This window comes from Burkholderia sp. ZZQ-2 (assembly GCF_050768715.1).
GTDB classification, from domain to species: Bacteria; Pseudomonadota; Gammaproteobacteria; order Burkholderiales; family Burkholderiaceae; genus Burkholderia; species Burkholderia cepacia.
Map to the genome: position 1 here is coordinate 1 of NZ_LDVA01000366.1, position 15,957 is coordinate 15,957.

Here is a 15,957-nt window from a genome sequence, read left to right on the forward strand (position 1 = left end):
TCGGCCGCGCGGACCGCGGTCGGCAAATTCGGCGGTTCGCTTGCGAAGATTGCAGCACCCGAACTGGGCGCGACGGTGATCCGCGCAGTGCTGGAGCGCGCGGGCGTGAAGCCCGAGCAGGTGAGCGAAGTGATCATGGGCCAGGTGCTGACGGCCGGCTCGGGCCAGAACCCGGCGCGGCAGTCGCTGATCAAGGCCGGGCTGCCGACGGCAGTGCCGGGGATGACGATCAACAAGGTGTGCGGCTCGGGCCTGAAGGCCGTGATGCTGGCGGCGAACGCGATCGTCGCGGGCGACGCGGACATCGTGATCGCGGGCGGCCAGGAGAACATGAGCGCGTCGCCGCACGTGCTGCCGGGCTCGCGTGACGGCTTCCGGATGGGCGATGCGAAGCTGGTCGACACGATGATCGTCGACGGCCTGTGGGACGTGTACAACCAGTACCACATGGGCATCACGGCGGAGAACGTCGCGAAGGAATACGGGATCACGCGCGAAGAGCAGGATGCGTTCGCGGCGCTGTCGCAGAACAAGGCGGAAGCCGCGCAGAAGGCGGGCCGCTTCGACGACGAGATCGTGCCGGTGTCGATCCCGCAACGCAAGGGCGAGCCGCTGCAGTTCGCGACCGACGAATTCGTGCGTCACGGCGTGACGGCGGAGTCGCTGGCGGGGCTGAAGCCGGCGTTCTCGAAGGACGGCTCGGTGACGGCGGCGAACGCGTCGGGGCTGAACGACGGCGCGGCGGCGGTGCTGGTGATGTCGGCGCAGAAGGCGGCGGCGCTGGGTCTGACGCCGCTGGCGAAGATCAAGGCCTACGCGAACGCGGGCGTCGATCCGAGCGTGATGGGGATGGGCCCGGTGCCGGCATCGCGCCGGTGCCTGGAGCGCGCGGGCTGGACGCCGGGCGACCTGGACCTGATGGAGATCAACGAGGCGTTCGCGGCGCAGGCGCTGGCGGTGCACAAGCAGATGGGCTGGGACACGTCGAAGGTGAACGTGAACGGCGGGGCGATCGCGATCGGTCACCCGATCGGTGCGTCGGGCTGCCGGATCCTGGTGACGCTGCTGCACGAGATGGCCAAGCGCGACGCGAAGCGCGGGCTGGCGTCGCTGTGCATCGGCGGCGGGATGGGCGTCGCGCTCGCGGTCGAGCGTCCGTAACCGGTCGTCCGTAACCGGCCGTTCGCCACCGGCGAACCGAATCCGTGCGCCGGCCGATTGCGGCTTCGGCCGGCGTCACGTGAAGTCAGAGGGGGCTCCGGCAGCTCTCGAAACCAAAAAATGGAGTGAGATTTATGTCTCAGCGAATTGCGTACGTAACGGGCGGGATGGGCGGCATCGGCACCAGCATCTGCCAGCGCCTGTCGAAAGACGGCTTCAAGGTGGTCGCAGGATGTGGCCCGAACTCGCCGCGCCGGGTGAAATGGCTCGAGGACCAGAAGGCGCTCGGGTACGATTTCATCGCGTCGGAAGGCAACGTCGGCGACTGGGACTCGACCAAGGAAGCGTTCGACAAGGTCAAGGCTGAAGTCGGCGAGATCGACGTGCTCGTCAACAACGCGGGTATCACGCGCGACGTCGTGTTCCGCAAGATGACGCACGAAGACTGGACCGCCGTGATCGACACCAACCTGACGAGCCTGTTCAACGTGACGAAGCAGGTGATCGACGGGATGGTCGAACGCGGCTGGGGCCGGATCATCAACATTTCGTCGGTGAACGGCCAGAAAGGGCAATTCGGCCAGACCAACTATTCGACCGCGAAGGCCGGTATTCACGGCTTCACGATGTCGCTCGCACAGGAAGTCGCGACGAAGGGCGTGACGGTCAACACCGTGTCGCCGGGCTACATCGGCACCGACATGGTGAAGGCGATCCGCCCGGACGTGCTCGAGAAGATCGTCGCGACGATCCCGGTGCGGCGTCTCGGCGGGCCGGAGGAAATCGGTTCGATCGTCGCGTGGCTCGCGTCGAACGATTCCGGTTTCGCGACCGGCGCCGACTTCTCGCTGAACGGCGGCCTGCACATGGGCTGAGCGTCCGCGCTGCGCGGGCCGGGTGGCCGCGCAGCCGGGCGTATTCCGAAGGCCCCCGCCTCCCGGATTCGGGCGGCGGGGATTCGTCACTTCCGCTACGCTGCACTCAAAGGCGTTACATGACTACTACAAAGAAGACGGCCGAACGGCTCATCAAGAAGTACCCGAACCGTCGGCTCTACGATACAGAGACAAGCACGTACATTACGCTGACCGACGTGAAGCAACTCGTGCTGGAGCAGGAGGACTTCAAGGTCGTCGATGCGAAATCCAACGAAGACCTGACGCGCAGCATCCTCCTGCAGATCATCCTCGAAGAGGAAAGCGGCGGCGTGCCGATGTTCTCGTCGTCGATGCTGTCGCAGATCATCCGTTTCTACGGGCATGCGATGCAGGGCATGATGGGGACGTACCTGGAAAAGAACATCCAGGCGTTCATCGACATCCAGAACAAGCTCGCGGATCAGTCGAAGAACCTGTACGAAGGCAATGCGATGAATCCGGAAGTCTGGTCGCAGTTCATGAACATGCAGGCGCCGATGATGCAAGGGATGATGACCAGCTACATCGAGCAGTCGAAGAACATGTTCGTGCAGATGCAGGAGCAGATGCAGAACCAGGCGAAGTCGATGTTCAGCACGTTCCCGTTCAAGCAGCCGGGCGCGTCGGAGCCGGAGAAGAAGTAGCGATTCGCGGCAGGCCGGCCGCGGCGGTGCGAGCCGTCGGGCGTCGGCGCCGCGAAGCAGGGCGGTCGATCGCCGTCGTGCATTCGGGCACGACGATGCGCGGTTGCCGCCTGCCGGAAGAAATCGCCGACGGTCGTCCAGGATCGTCGGTACCGAATGCCCGTGCCCGGTACGCGCGGGCATCGTCGCTCTCCAGTCGATCGAGATCCAGTCCATACGAATGAAAGCCGGGACGCGCCGAGCCTGACGGTGCGCGTTCGTGTCCGCGCGGGCGCTCGCGTGTCGTACCATAAGCGGCGCTGCGTGGAAGCTGCCTCTGGCGAACGCGGTAGCGGTTCCCGCGCACGGCGAGATGTGCGATGCCGCATCGATGCTGTGCGGCCGAGAAAAACAAACCGACTGAGAGAGAACATGCGAGGGATTCGAACGGCATCGACCGGCAGGCTGACCGGTCTTGTTGCGATGTTCATGATGGGCGTCGGCCTGGCCTTGCCGGGCTTTGCGATGGATTGCGCGAAAGCCGTCCAGCCGATCGAGAAGCGCATCTGCGCGAACTCCATGCTGCGCGCGGCCGACGCGCGCATGAACGCGGCGTACTCGGGCGCACTGAAGGCCGCGCCGGACACGACGATCCGCGACATGCTGGTGCGCGGCCAGCGCCGCTGGATCGACGCACGCAACAACCGTCTAGACGCCGATTACGAAGGCCATCCGCTGGCCGTCGACGAAGTGCGCAAGGCCATCGATCGGCGCACCGCCGTGCTGGCCGATCGATCGGACAAAGGGTTGATCGCGCGTGCACTGGCCGAGCGCAAGTGGCTCGCGAATTACACGGGCGGCCCGCTCACCGGTTTCGATGCAAACTGCGATTTCATTCCCGACGATGCAAGTGGCGCGCACGTTTCCTATGCGTGTTTCGGTGCTGTCCATGTGCAGCATCGTGCGCGGGTCTGCAGCCAGAGCGAGGACTGGGCAACCGGTGCGGTTTATCAGTACCGGTCGGTGAGCGCGGCAGACGGCGGGAAGGTTCGACCCGTGGCATTCTGCGAAACACAGGCGCATGCGAATGCGTGCGACAACGGTGGAGCGCAATCGGCATGGATGCGCGCAGGGGCGTCCGGTGGCGATAGCCATGTGTCAGCCCCCGTAGCCGGGTTGCCGCAACTCGATGCGGAAATGTGGCCGATCGGCGACGGCGACGATGTGGTGTGGTTCGACCGATGCCTGAAGGCGGCGGCGTTTCCGGACATGCGATGAAGTGTCGAGCCCGGTGTTTGAGTAAGGCCCGCCTCGGCGGGCTTTTCTGTATCGTCCGCCCGCCTCAAGTGCCGCGGATATCGATCGATTGTTTGTTTGCCGGGCGCGAGAGGACGACGCGATTCGCGATGATGGGCGGCAGGCAACCGCACAGCGGCGAAGAGCGGCGAACGGTATAGTCGGAACCCCGCGACTTCCGAATGTCACTCATGGGAATCAACCATCTGCGCGTCGTCGTGGTCGGCGGAGGCATCGTCGGCGCGTCCATCGCGTGGCATCTTGCTCGATCGGGTGCGCAGGTGACGCTGCTGGAAAAGCAGCCGGCGGCCGCGGGCGGCGCAACTCACTGGTCGTTCGGCTGGGTGGGCACCGGTAGCGCGCTTCCTTCTGAAAACCCGTCCGGATTTTCCCGCACGCTCGGCGCGCTCCCGGAGTTCGCCCGGCTGGCGCGTGAACTGGGCCCGTTGCCGGTGACGACGCGCGGGGCGCTTGTCTGGCTGGACACGGATGCGCAGACCGCCGCATTGATCGACGAGCAGCGCGCGGCGGGCGTGCAAATGGAGGCGCTGGGACGTCGAGACGTGGCCCGGATGGAGCCGCGTCTTGCACGACTTCCCGAGTTGATCGCATGGGCACCGGACGATTTCGTGGTCGAGCCGATCGACTTGACGCATCGGTTGCTGGCCGGCGCACAAACCGCCGGTGCTCGGATCCGGTGCGGTTGCGCAGTTGAAGCGGTCGAAACGCACAATGGGCGCGCTGTCGGTGTAAATACCGCGCACGGGCACGTGCCGGCGGAGGTCGTCGTCCTGGCGAACGCTGCTTCCGCGGTTGCTATCGCCGCAGGCCTGGGCATGTCATTGCCCGTTCGCGAGGAGCCGGCCGTCTTGATGCGCTTCGCGGCCGAGCCGGGGCTCATCAGCCACTTGCTCTACGGGCAGGACCTCGAAGTGCGCGTCGGCCCGTCGGGTAGCCTGCTGTCGGCTGCGGATCCTCCGGAAGAGGGGGACGACGGTCTTGCCGCGCTTGCTGCGCGTACGGCGTCGGACATTTCGGCATTGTTTGCCGATCCGCCGACCCTCACGCCCCTCTCCGCGAAATCGGCGCTTCGGCCGATGACGAACGACGGTGCGCCGATCAACGGGTTCTTGCCGGATGTTGCAGGCGTCTATGCCGTTGTTGGCCATCCTGGCGTGATTCTGGCTCCTCAGCTTGGCCGATTGGCCGCGAACGCGATCACGGGGGCGTAATTCGATGCTCGAGCGCCGGGCTGCGATCGATCGGACGACGGGCGATGCCTGCCGCATGCGAGCGAACGCCGTAGCCGCAAACGAAGACGTCCTGCCACCGTATCGGCAGCGCACGTCGATCATGGATATACTCGGCATCCTTTCATTTTCGAAAGGATGTCTGTATGCGCCCTCGGGTCAGCGTGTTTCTCGCCCTCAGTCTCGATGGATTCATCGCGGGTGAAAACGGCGATCTGTCGTGGCTGGAGGCGTTTTCGTCGGACTCGCCGGATGAAACCGGCTATACGTCGCTGATGAACGACATCGACGTGATCGTGATGGGGCGCAACACGTACGACACGGTGATTGCGTTTGACCCATGGCCCTATGCCGGCAAGCGGATGGTGGTCATGACCCGTCGGGAACTGGCTTCGCGCCACGGCGAAGAACCGTTCGACGGTGCGCTCACGACACTGCTTGGCAGGCTGGCGGAGCAAGGCCATCGTCACGTCTACCTGGACGGCGGCATGACGGCGCGGGAAGGTATCGCGGCCGGGGTCGTCGACAGCATCACGCTCAGCTGGGTGCCGATCGTACTCGGGAAGGGGATTCCGCTGTTCGGCAGTGACCTGCCGCAGACGCTGCTGCAGCTCGACGATACGAAACGGTTGCCGAGCGGGTTGATGCAGGCCCGGTATGTACCTGTCAGGCAGGATTGATGCGGGTGGCGATGCTGAACGCAGCGCCGAGGCAGGCGCTGCGTGGTCGTCGGTTCAGGCTGGTGTAATGCGTGTAACGCGTCTCTCGTGGTCCGTCAGTGCGCCGGGTCGAAATCCGGCTCGCCATCCGACGGAGGAAGGTCGAGCACCAGCTTGACGGCGCTGTAGTTGGCCTTGAGCGAAAACACGCGGCCAATCACGAGAAACGTCTGGCGCGAATTCTCGAGTTCGACGAAGTCGCCCGGTTGCGGTACGTGCGCGCCCTGGTCGTACGAAAAGCTGGTGCTGGTCTGCTCGCCGATGGCTTCGGCTGCGTGCTCGGTGAATTCGATCGTGATGTGGGTGGTCATGCGAACCCCGTTGGTCGATTGAAAAGGATGGACGCCTGGATTTTCGCATAGCGGCCGGCTGTGCCCGGGGCGATTTTTGTGCGGTAGGTGGCATCGATGGAGTGCGAGGGTGCGCTTGCGGACGTCGCTGGCTGGGCTACGTGCGTCGCTGATTGTGCGTGGCGTGAAGGCGCGTGGACGAATGTGTGCAGCCTGGTCAGCAAGCGATCTCCGACATACGTGTTCGCTCAATCGAAGTGGGCACGCGTCATGCGGTCCGCAAGCTGCAGTTCGCGGCACCAAGGTGGTAATTGTCGGATCCTATTCGTAATAGCCGCGAAATTTCTGCATTTCCCCGGCGGCCTCTAGCGCACGCAAGGCTGACCTGAGCCGATTCTCGTGGCCACGGGACAAGTGAATTCTCTTTTCTCCAAGAGGTGAGGAGAACTCAGTGAAGAGGCGATTTACCAACGAACAAGTCATCCGGATCTTGAGCGAGATGGCCGAGAGCCGGAGCGAGCCGGTGAAGGATCTATGCAAACGCCCGGCGGACGGTCGCGCTCATGATCGGGCCATCCGTGGCCGTTCTCCAAGATTGAAGTGGCCCGAAGAAACCAGGCAGATCCATTCGGCTTGATTCTTCATTTACCCGTGATTGGGGTGCGAGGGCGTGAGATTCACCCGCATTACACCGGGATGTGAATCTCTACCTCTCCGTCGAACCCGTTGGGCTGTGCCGGCCTGGCGAGAAAGGGCGGCAGCGTGCCCTGCACGCGGCCGCCGGCCGTATAGCCTGGCGGGAGCGTCGGTGTCTTCACTGGCGAGTTCTGGATCCTGAATGGCAGTACTGCTACAGGGCTTAAGGTCCCGCTGGTCACTTGTTCCTTGGCCTTCTTTCGAACGTCTTCTTGTGAAAGGGTGGATTTCGGTTTATCCAAGCTTACGGCGCGCCAGGTAAGCTTGATGAAGTTGGGGGCGTACGAGTACAAGTCCGTCTGGGCTATTTGATGGGAAAGCGGTTCGACGGCGCATTGTGCGCAGTAGTACACGCCGATCCAGCGCGTGCTGCTATCGTCGCTACGACCATTGTCCCAGCTCAGGCTGGCTGTCAGGAAATTTCGAATAAATGTCTCGACGGTCTCGTGATTCGAGTTGCCGATCTTCGTAAATGGTGCGAGGTTTTTCCAGTCGGTATTACCGCCCATACCTTGATTTATCAAGTGTGCGCGGATCCACGTATCGGTTTTGCGCGGAGGTGTCCCGTCATAATGATAGGTATTCTCGTTGAACGGTTCGGGCGGCCAGGTATTGCTCGGGGGTTTCCCATTCCATGGGTATCCATCGGGCATCTTCCCCGGCTGATTGTAGAAGTCTGGACCAATTAGGCCGGTTGCCCAACTGGCACCGAATGCGCGTCCGGCCACGTACACCGCCTGATTACCGTACTCTTCTCGCACAAGTGGAAAAAACGTGTCTTTCATCCAGTCTTTTCGAGGCCTCGAGCCCGATGTGGTGTAAAGAAGCGACGTCATTCATAGTCTCCATAAGGTATGAGAAGCGCTTGTGCTTTGGAGCAAGCGATCCCGTACAGACTTGGAACCGGAACATGCACCCGACAGAGGTCGCGGCCCTGGCAATTGCCATTGGATGCCCGGAAATCGCGTGGTTGCGTCGATACATCTCAGATGTCAGGTTCCCGACAGGAACTCCGATGCCGGTGACGTGAAACTTAAACGCCACGCGTAATGAAAATAATCTCCCTCGCGTGGTAGATCCATTACACGTGATTACACGGCTTCGTCATCCGGAAGTAGTTTGCGTAAATGGAAATTCCGAGCATCGATCAGTTCGACTCGCAATGCGACAGGCATAACGAAAATGGCGCCGAAGCGCCGTGGTTTCATGTGGAGGCCGGTTTCGACAACACGCGAAGATGCCTGCGGCCTATCAGGAAACTGCGATACGAACGAATCGCGACATCCCGCACCGCGCGCAAGAAAAACTGGGGCGCGCACTGCCGCACATGGCGTTGACGGCACGCCGACAGTCCTTCGTCACGAAATGATAGGGACGCATCAGGCGCCATATTCGCTGTCGGCCGCCCGCCGCGCCGCATGCTCGAGCTGTCGATCGACGTTACCGTTGGCTACTTGTTTTGGCTCGCCGCCCCTAAATCGCTGTAAACTCACGCTTTTGCTGCCACGCCCCCACATTCCAGATGTCCCAATCCCCCAAAGTAGGGTTCGTTTCGCTTGGTTGCCCGAAAGCCCTCGTCGATTCCGAACAGATCATCACGCAACTGCGTGCCGAAGGTTATGAAATCTCCGGCACCTACGACGGCGCCGACCTCGTCGTCGTGAACACCTGCGGCTTCATCGACGAAGCCGTGCAGGAAAGCCTCGACGCGATCGGCGAAGCGCTGACCGAGAACGGCAAGGTGATCGTCACCGGCTGTCTCGGCGCGAAGTCGAGCGCCAGCGGCTCGAACCTGATCGAGGAAGTCCATCCGAAGGTGCTCGCCGTCACCGGCCCGCACGCGGTGGGCGAAGTGATGCAGGCCGTGCATTCGCACCTGCCGAAGCCGCACGACCCGTTCACCGACCTCGTGCCGGCGGCCGGCATCAAGCTCACGCCGCGCCACTACGCGTACCTGAAGATCTCCGAAGGCTGCAACCACCGCTGCACGTTCTGCATCATCCCGTCGATGCGCGGCGACCTCGTGTCGCGCCCGGTCGCCGAAGTGATGCTGGAAGCCGAGAACCTCTTCAAGTCGGGCGTGAAGGAGCTGCTCGTGATCTCGCAGGACACGAGCGCGTACGGCGTCGACGTGAAGTACCGCACGGGCTTCTGGAACGGCAAGCCGATCAAGACGCGCATGACCGACCTGGTCGCCGCGCTCGGCGAACTCGCGGCACAGTACGGCGCATGGGTGCGCCTGCACTACGTGTACCCGTACCCGAGCGTCGACGAAGTGATTCCGCTGATGGCCGAAGGTCCGTTCAAGGGCCACGTGCTGCCGTATCTCGACGTGCCGTTCCAGCACGCGCATCCGGAAGTGCTGAAGCGCATGAAGCGTCCGGCGAACGCCGAGAAGGTGCTCGAGCGCGTGCAGAAGTGGCGCGAGATCTGCCCGGACCTGACGATCCGCAGCACGTTCATCGCGGGCTTCCCCGGCGAGACGGAAGAGCAGTTTGAAACGCTGCTCGACTTCATCCGCGAGGCGGAACTCGATCGCGTCGGCTGCTTCGCGTATTCGCCGGTCGAAGGCGCGACGGCAAACGAACTCGACGGCGCGCTGCCGGATGAGGTTCGCGAGGAGCGTCGCGCACGCTTCATGGAAGTCGCCGAGGAAGTGTCGGCGAACCGCATTCAGCGCAAGGTCGGCAAGACCCTCAAGGTGCTGATCGACGAAGTCAGCGAGGAAGGCGGGATCGGCCGCACGGCGGCCGATGCGCCGGAGATCGACGGCGTCGTCTATGTCGAGCCGGCGGCGAAGGCCTCGAAGCGCTACAAGGTCGGCGATTTCGTGTCCGTGAAGATCACGGGCGCCGACGGCCACGATCTGTGGGGCGAGGTGTAAGCGGTGGCCGCCGCATTCCCGGAGATCCTCGCGCTCGGCGAAGCGATGATCGAATTCAACCAGTCGCAGCCGGGCCGGCCTGAATTCCTGCAGGGCTTCGGCGGCGACACGTCGAACTTCTGCATCGCGGCGGCGCGCCAGGGCGCGTCGACGGGCTTCGTATCGGCGATCGGCGACGATCCGTTCGGCCGGCTGCTGGCCGACATGTGGCGCGCGGAATGCGTCGACACGACGTACGTGCGGATCGATCGCACGGCGCCGACCGGCGTGTATTTCGTCACGCACGGCGCCGACGGCCACCAGTTCGACTATCTGCGCGCGGGCTCGGCGGCGAGCCGCTATGCGGCGGGCGACCTGCCGCTCGACGCACTGGCCGCCGCGAAGGCCGTGCACCTGTCGGGCATCAGCCTCGCAATCAGCACGGCCGCGTGCGACGCCGCGTTCGCGGCGATCGACCACGCACGCCGCAACGGTGCGAAGGTCAGCTTCGACACGAACCTGCGCCTGAAGCTGTGGCCGCTGCCGCGCGCCCGCGCGGTGATGCGCGAGGCGCTGCGCCAGACGGATATCTGCCTGCCCAGCTGGGACGACGTGACGGCAATCACGGGCGCGAACGATCGCGACGCGATCGTCGACGCGATGCTCGAACACGGGCCGCAGGTCGTTGCGCTGAAGCTCGGCAAGGAAGGTGCCTACGTGGCGACGCCGAACGAGCGGCGCGTCGTGCCGGGCTTCGCGGTCGAAGCCGTCGACGCGACGGGCGCGGGCGACTGCTTCGGCGGTGCCTTCGTCGCGCGGATCGTCGCGGGCGACGATCCGTTCGCGGCGGCGCGTTATGCGAACGCCGCGGCGGCATTGTCGACGACGGGCTACGGCGCGGTCGCGCCGATTCCGCAGCGCGAGGCGGTGGAGCGCCTGATGCAAGGCTGATGCGCAATACGCGCGCCGGCCGCGGCTTCGTATGACGGCCAGCGCATCGCCGCAATTTACGAGCGAATCTGAAGCAAGGAGCAACACAAGGTGGGTCGATATTCGCAATGGCAACGGGCGCTCGTCGTCGCGGGCGCGCTGGCGGCAGGCATGGCGATGCCGGGCGTGGTCGCGGCGCAGGCTGTCGCGCCGGGCGTGCAGCAGGACGAACCGGCACCGGCGCGGCCGCTGAAGCCGAATCCGGAGTTTGCCCGCCTGCCGCGCTACGAAGGCACGCTCGGCGACCGCCCGATCGTCGTGCATCTCGGCCCGAAGACGGACGAGGAAGGCGTGCACGGCGAATACCAGTTCGCCGATACGGGTGAGGTCGTGCTGCTCGCGGGCGATCGCGACGGCGACACGCTTGAAATCGAGGAATCGAACGACGGCACGAACATCACGGGCGTGTGGATCGGCCGCTTCGACGCGACGGGCACCCTGAAGGCCGACCGGATGAATTCGGACGAGTCGGATCCGCAGCCCGTCGTGCTGCGTCTCGCGCCGGGCAAGCGCGCGGCGCTGCAGGTGCGCGACGGCCGCGTGCAGGAAATCGAGACGGTGGGCGGCGTCGTCAACCTGCGCACCGACAACTGAACCCGCGCTGGCTCGGCGCGCGCGGCGCGCATTGTACCGGGCCAATCGTGCCGATTTTGGCTAATCTGGCGACTTATTCCGCAACCGAACGGCCTCGTGCCCGGCTTCCTGTCATGACTGCATCCACTCCCAAGCGCGCGCTGCAAACCCGCATCGTTCAACCCGACGACGTGATCCCGGAAGGTTTCCGTTCGTTCGTGCCGCCGGTCGCGCGCGCGTCGACGGTCGTGTTCCCCGATCTCGCGACGATGCGTGCGCTCGTCTGGCACAACGACAACCAGTGGCGCTACGGGCTGCATTCGACGCCGACGTCGCTCACGCTCGCGCAGCGGCTTGCCGAGATCGAGGGCGGCACGCATGCGCTGCTGCAGCCGTCGGGCCTCGCGGCGATCATGAACGTCTATTTCGGGATCGTGAAAGCCGGCGACGACGTGCTGATTCCGCACAACGTGTACGGGCCGAACGCCGATTTCGGCAACTGGCTCGCGAAGGATTTCGGCATCACCGCGCGCTACTACGATCCGCTCGTCGGTGCCGGCATCGCCGACCTGATCCAGCCGAACACGCGGCTGATCTGGATCGAGGCGCCCGGCTCGGTGACGATGGAAGTGCCCGACGTGCAGGCGATCACGGCGGCCGCGAAGGCGCGCGGCATCGTCACCGCGATCGACAACACCTTTTCGGCCGGGCTCGCGTTCAAGCCGTTCGAGCACGGCGTCGACATCTCGGTGCAGGCGCTGACCAAGTACCAGTCGGGCGGCAGCGACGTGCTGATGGGCGCGACGCTCACCGCGAGCGCCGACCTGCAGGCGAAGCTGAAGCTCGCGCGGATGCGCTGCGGGATCGGCGTGTCGGTCGACGATTGCTCGCTCGTGCTGCGCAGCCTGCCGAGCATGCAGGTGCGCTTCGACGCGCACGGCAAGAGCGCGCTCGCGTTGGCGCAATGGCTGAAGGCGCGGCCGGAGATTGCGTCGGTATTGCATCCGCAGATGGCCGATTGCCCGGGGCACGCGTCGTTCATGCGCGATTTCACCGGCGCGGGCGGGTTGTTCTCGGTGGTGTTCGACGAACGCTACAGCGCGGAGCAGGTTGACCGCTTCGTCGAGTCGCTCGAACTGTTCGCGATCGGCTGGAGCTGGGGCGGTGCATGCAGCCTTGCGATGCCTTACGACGTCGCGTCGATGCGTCCGGACTGGCCGCATCGCGGCACGCTGGTGCGTTTCTATGTCGGCCTGGAAGACGAAGCCGACCTGCGCGCGGACATCGAACGCGCGATGCAGGCCGCACTCGGCTGATCGCCGGCCGGTCAGGTTCCCCGGCACGACAAAACGCCGGCGCGATGCAACATCGCGCCGGCGTTTTTCATTTGACGCGCGGCAGGATCAGAACAGCCGCAGCAGTCCGTCGAGGCCGACGTGATCGAACGCGACCGTCGCCGCGTCGCGCACGACGGGTTTCGCGTGGTACGCGACCGACAGCCCGGCTTCGGCCATCATCTTCAGGTCGTTCGACCCGTCGCCCATCGCGATCGCGCGGCTCGGCTCGAGGCCGAGCGACGCGCACGTCTCGCGCAGCAGGCGCGCCTTCACGTCGGCGTTGACGATCTCGCCGAGCACCTTGCCGGTCAGCTTGCCGTCGACGATCTCGAGCGTGTTCGCATGCGCGTAGTCGAGGCCGAGGCGCGCCTTCAGCCGCTCGGTGAAGAACGTGAAGCCGCCCGACACGAGCAGCGTCTTCATGCCGGCGGCCTTCACGCCGGCGAGCATCGTCTCGGCTCCCGGCGTCAATTGCAGCCGTTCCTCGTACACGCGTTCGAGCGCGTGCGCGTCGAGCCCGGCCAGCAGCGCGACGCGGCGCATGAGGCTTTCGTTGAAGTCGCGGATCTCGCCGCGCATCGACGCTTCGGTGATCTCGGCGACCTGCGTTTTCAGCCCGCAGAAATCGGCGATCTCGTCGATGCATTCGATCGTGATCAGCGTCGAATCCATGTCCATCACGGCGAGCCCGAAATCGGCGAGCGTGCGGCCGGCCTCGACGAACGCGAAGTCGAGCGCGTGCGTGCCGCAGTACGCGTCGATGTCGACGCGCTGTGCCGGGCTCGCGTCTTCGATGCGCAGCGCATGATCGTCGGTCTGCACGATGCGGGTGCCGCGCGACAGCGCGAGCAGCGGTTTGTGATGGGCGTCCGACAGCGGCGCAAGGCTCTGGATGACGAGGTTGTGGGTCATGACGGGATGGTTGGGAGACGTATGAAAAGCGTGCGCGGCCAATGGGCGGCCGTCTGCGTGCGCGGCCCCGTTCGACTGCGGGCCATTGCGTCGCGAACGCGCCATTGTAGCCGGTTGGCCGGACCGGGCGGTCGCGGCAGGGACGAATCCTGAGGCCCGACTCGAACCGGCACGCCCGCGGCGCGAGCCGAATGAAGGCGCCTATCGCCCGTCCGCGCGATCCCAGTACGGTGGATCGCCGAAATGCTCGGCCAGGAACGCGATGAACGCGAGCGTCTTCAGCGGCACGTGTGTGCGGCTCGGGTAGACGGCCCAGATCGCGACATCGTCGGCGAACGGATAGTCGTCGAGTATCGTGACGAGCGTGCCGCTCGCGAGCAGCGGGCCGACGTCCCAGGTCGACTTGATCGCGATCCCGAAGCCGTCGACGAGCGCTTCGCGGATGGCTTCGCCATTGCTCGCGACGAGCCGGCCGCCGACCCGCACGGTCAGCGGGCCTTGCGGCGTCGTGAACGACCAGTCGCGCTGGTCGCCGAGGATCACGCATTCGTGCTGCGTCAGGTCGGCCGGATGGCGCGGCGTGCCGTGCCCGGCGAGATACGCGGGCGAGCAGCACAGCACGCGGCGGTTGGCGGCAAGCTTGCGCGCGACGAGCGTCGAGTCCTTCAGCGCGCCGAGGCGGATCGCGACGTCGTAGCCGTCGTCGACCAGATCGACGATCTCGTCCGACAGCCGCAGGTCGAGCGACACGGACGGATAGCGACGCAGGAATGCGGGAATCACCGGCGCGACATGCTGCCGGCCGAACGACGACGACATCGACACCTTCAGCCGCCCGTACGGCTCGGTGCGGCCGTGGCCGACCGACGCGCGCGCGGCGTCGGCCGCCGACAGCAGCGTGTCGGCGTGCGCCATGAATACCTCGCCGTCCTGCGTGAGGCTGATGCGGCGCGTGGTGCGGTGCAGCAGCCGTGCGCCGAGCTGACGCTCGAGTTGTGCGATGCGCGCGCTCGCGACCGCGGCCGACACGCCGAATTCGCGCCCGGCCGCAGTGACGTTCGCGAGCAGGGCCGCGCGAACGAACAGCGCGACGTCGAGCAGGTCGAGCGGCTTGTCGGGGGCCGGAATCGAATCGGAGGCCATTATTCTGAATTTCCTGAAAATGTTTCAGGAAATATAGCGGTTTTCTCGAATGATCGGGTTGCCTACGATGACGTTCATGGGGCTGCGCCGCGGCCCCCAGGTTTCCAGAAGGAGTTTCGTGATGAAGGCCGTTGGACTGACCCGTTATCTGCCGATCGACGATCCGCAAGCCTTGCTCGACGTGGAGCTGCCGCAGCCCGTGCCGGGCCCGCGCGACCTGCTCGTGAAGGTCGAGGCGATTTCCGTGAACCCGGTGGACACCAAGGTGCGCGCGCCGAAGCCGCAGGTCGAGGACACGCCGCGCGTGCTCGGCTGGGATGCGGCCGGCACGGTGGTCGCGGTCGGTGCCGACGTCACGTTGTTCCGGCCCGGCGACGAAGTGTTCTATGCGGGCAGCATCACGCGGCCCGGCGCGAACAGCGAATTCCATACGGTCGACGAGCGGATCGCCGCGCTGAAGCCGCGTACGCTCGATTTCGCCGCGGCGGCCGCGCTGCCGCTCACCGCACTGACCGCGTGGGAGGCGCTGTTCGACCGGCTGCGCGTGTCGCCGCAGGGGGCGGACGCCGGCAAATCGGTGCTGATCATCGGCGGCGCGGGTGGCGTGGGCTCGATCGCGATCCAGCTCGCGAAGGCGCTCGGCAAGCTGCACGTGATCGCGACCGCGTCGCGGCCGGCGTCGGCCGAATGGGTGCGTGCGCTGGGTGCGGATGCGGTGGTCGACCATTTCGGCGACTTGCCTGCGCAGTTGCGCGAGGCCGGGCATCCGAGCGTCGACTACGTGCTGATTTTCAACGATACGGATCGTCATTTCCCCGCCGCTGCGGAGGTAATCCGGCCGCAGGGCGGCATTTGCACGATCGTCGAGAACGACAAGCCGGTGCCGGTCGAACTGCTGAAGGCGAAAAGTGCGGCGTTTCACTGGGAGTTCATGTTCACGCGTGCGATGTTCGAGACGCCGGACATGATCGAGCAGCACCGGATCCTCGGCGAAGTCGCGCGGCTCGTCGACGGCGGCACGCTGCGCACCACGCTCGGCGAACAGCTCGGCACGATCAATGCCGCGAACGTGCGGCGCGCGCACCAGCTGCTCGAGGCCGGGCGCGCGATCGGCAAGCTCGTGCTGAGCGGCTTCTGAGCCGGCATCTCGCGTAAGGTTGCGGCGCCGCGAACGCAAGCGGGGTAAC

General features: G+C 65.2%; 15 protein-coding genes. 11 read left to right on the forward strand and 4 right to left on the reverse strand.

The window, feature by feature from the left end; all coding sequences use genetic code 11:
- From ABY44_RS37350 to ABY44_RS37375, 6 genes are all read left to right on the forward strand, one after another.
- On the forward strand, window positions 1-1,161 hold a 1,161-nt coding region (locus ABY44_RS37350; RefSeq protein ID WP_431643551.1), incomplete at its 5' end, for an acetyl-CoA C-acetyltransferase.
- A 134-nt stretch (window positions 1,162-1,295) separates the two neighbouring features.
- Window positions 1,296-2,036 carry a 3-ketoacyl-ACP reductase gene (locus ABY44_RS37355; RefSeq protein ID WP_006491801.1) on the forward strand — a complete coding sequence of 247 codons (741 nt, stop codon included), beginning with the start codon at window positions 1,296-1,298 and terminating at the stop codon, window positions 2,034-2,036.
- 119 nt (window positions 2,037-2,155) lie between these two features.
- Window positions 2,156-2,722 (forward strand): polyhydroxyalkanoate synthesis repressor PhaR, encoded by a 567-nt coding sequence (gene phaR / locus ABY44_RS37360; RefSeq protein WP_006485265.1) that lies wholly within the window; start codon window positions 2,156-2,158, stop codon window positions 2,720-2,722.
- 156 nt (window positions 2,723-2,878) lie between these two features.
- Window positions 2,879-3,979, forward strand: a complete 1,101-nt coding sequence (locus ABY44_RS37365) for a lysozyme inhibitor LprI family protein (protein WP_431643552.1) — start codon at window positions 2,879-2,881, stop codon at window positions 3,977-3,979.
- Between the two features lie 209 nt (window positions 3,980-4,188).
- Entirely contained in the window at window positions 4,189-5,229 is a 1,041-nt protein-coding gene (locus ABY44_RS37370; RefSeq protein ID WP_060174558.1) for an NAD(P)/FAD-dependent oxidoreductase, read from the forward strand.
- Window positions 5,230-5,393: 164 nt separating this feature from the next.
- On the forward strand, window positions 5,394-5,927 hold the full coding sequence (locus ABY44_RS37375; RefSeq protein ID WP_060174557.1) for a dihydrofolate reductase family protein: 534 nt from the start codon (window positions 5,394-5,396) through the stop codon (window positions 5,925-5,927).
- Between the two features lie 95 nt (window positions 5,928-6,022).
- Here the strand turns inward: ABY44_RS37375 and ABY44_RS37380 are convergent, their stop codons facing one another.
- Complete coding sequence (locus tag ABY44_RS37380; RefSeq protein ID WP_060068411.1) at window positions 6,023-6,277, reverse strand: hypothetical protein; 255 nt, start codon at window positions 6,275-6,277, stop codon at window positions 6,023-6,025.
- 665 nt (window positions 6,278-6,942) lie between these two features.
- Entirely contained in the window at window positions 6,943-7,788 is an 846-nt protein-coding gene (locus ABY44_RS37385) for a hypothetical protein (protein ID WP_431643553.1), read from the reverse strand.
- Between the two features lie 686 nt (window positions 7,789-8,474).
- On the opposite strand from ABY44_RS37385, the gene rimO reads away from it, so the two are divergent.
- The 4 genes from rimO (at window position 8,475) to ABY44_RS37405 (ending at window position 12,694) form a co-directional block, all read left to right on the forward strand.
- Window positions 8,475-9,836: a 30S ribosomal protein S12 methylthiotransferase RimO gene (gene rimO, locus ABY44_RS37390; RefSeq protein WP_027787268.1), complete on the forward strand. Its 1,362-nt coding sequence runs from the start codon at window positions 8,475-8,477 to the stop codon at window positions 9,834-9,836.
- Between the two features lie 3 nt (window positions 9,837-9,839).
- Window positions 9,840-10,766: a sugar kinase gene (locus ABY44_RS37395; protein WP_060084956.1), complete on the forward strand. Its 927-nt coding sequence runs from the start codon at window positions 9,840-9,842 to the stop codon at window positions 10,764-10,766.
- 90 nt (window positions 10,767-10,856) lie between these two features.
- Window positions 10,857-11,399 (forward strand): hypothetical protein, encoded by a 543-nt coding sequence (locus ABY44_RS37400; protein WP_059675871.1) that lies wholly within the window; start codon window positions 10,857-10,859, stop codon window positions 11,397-11,399.
- Between the two features lie 113 nt (window positions 11,400-11,512).
- Window positions 11,513-12,694, forward strand: coding sequence for a cystathionine beta-lyase (locus ABY44_RS37405; RefSeq protein WP_060174556.1), 1,182 nt, complete (start codon window positions 11,513-11,515; stop codon window positions 12,692-12,694).
- An 87-nt stretch (window positions 12,695-12,781) separates the two neighbouring features.
- Here ABY44_RS37405 and serB read toward each other — a convergent pair whose 3' ends face one another.
- Both serB and ABY44_RS37415 read right to left on the reverse strand, forming a co-directional pair.
- Window positions 12,782-13,627, reverse strand: a complete 846-nt coding sequence (serB, locus tag ABY44_RS37410; protein WP_060174555.1) for a phosphoserine phosphatase SerB — start codon at window positions 13,625-13,627, stop codon at window positions 12,782-12,784.
- A 201-nt stretch (window positions 13,628-13,828) separates the two neighbouring features.
- Complete coding sequence (locus ABY44_RS37415; RefSeq protein WP_060174554.1) at window positions 13,829-14,770, reverse strand: LysR family transcriptional regulator; 942 nt, start codon at window positions 14,768-14,770, stop codon at window positions 13,829-13,831.
- 121 nt (window positions 14,771-14,891) lie between these two features.
- Between ABY44_RS37415 and ABY44_RS37420 the strand changes: the two genes are divergently transcribed.
- Window positions 14,892-15,908, forward strand: coding sequence for a zinc-binding alcohol dehydrogenase family protein (locus tag ABY44_RS37420; protein WP_027787274.1), 1,017 nt, complete (start codon window positions 14,892-14,894; stop codon window positions 15,906-15,908).
- The last annotated feature ends 49 nt before the right edge of the window (window positions 15,909-15,957 follow it).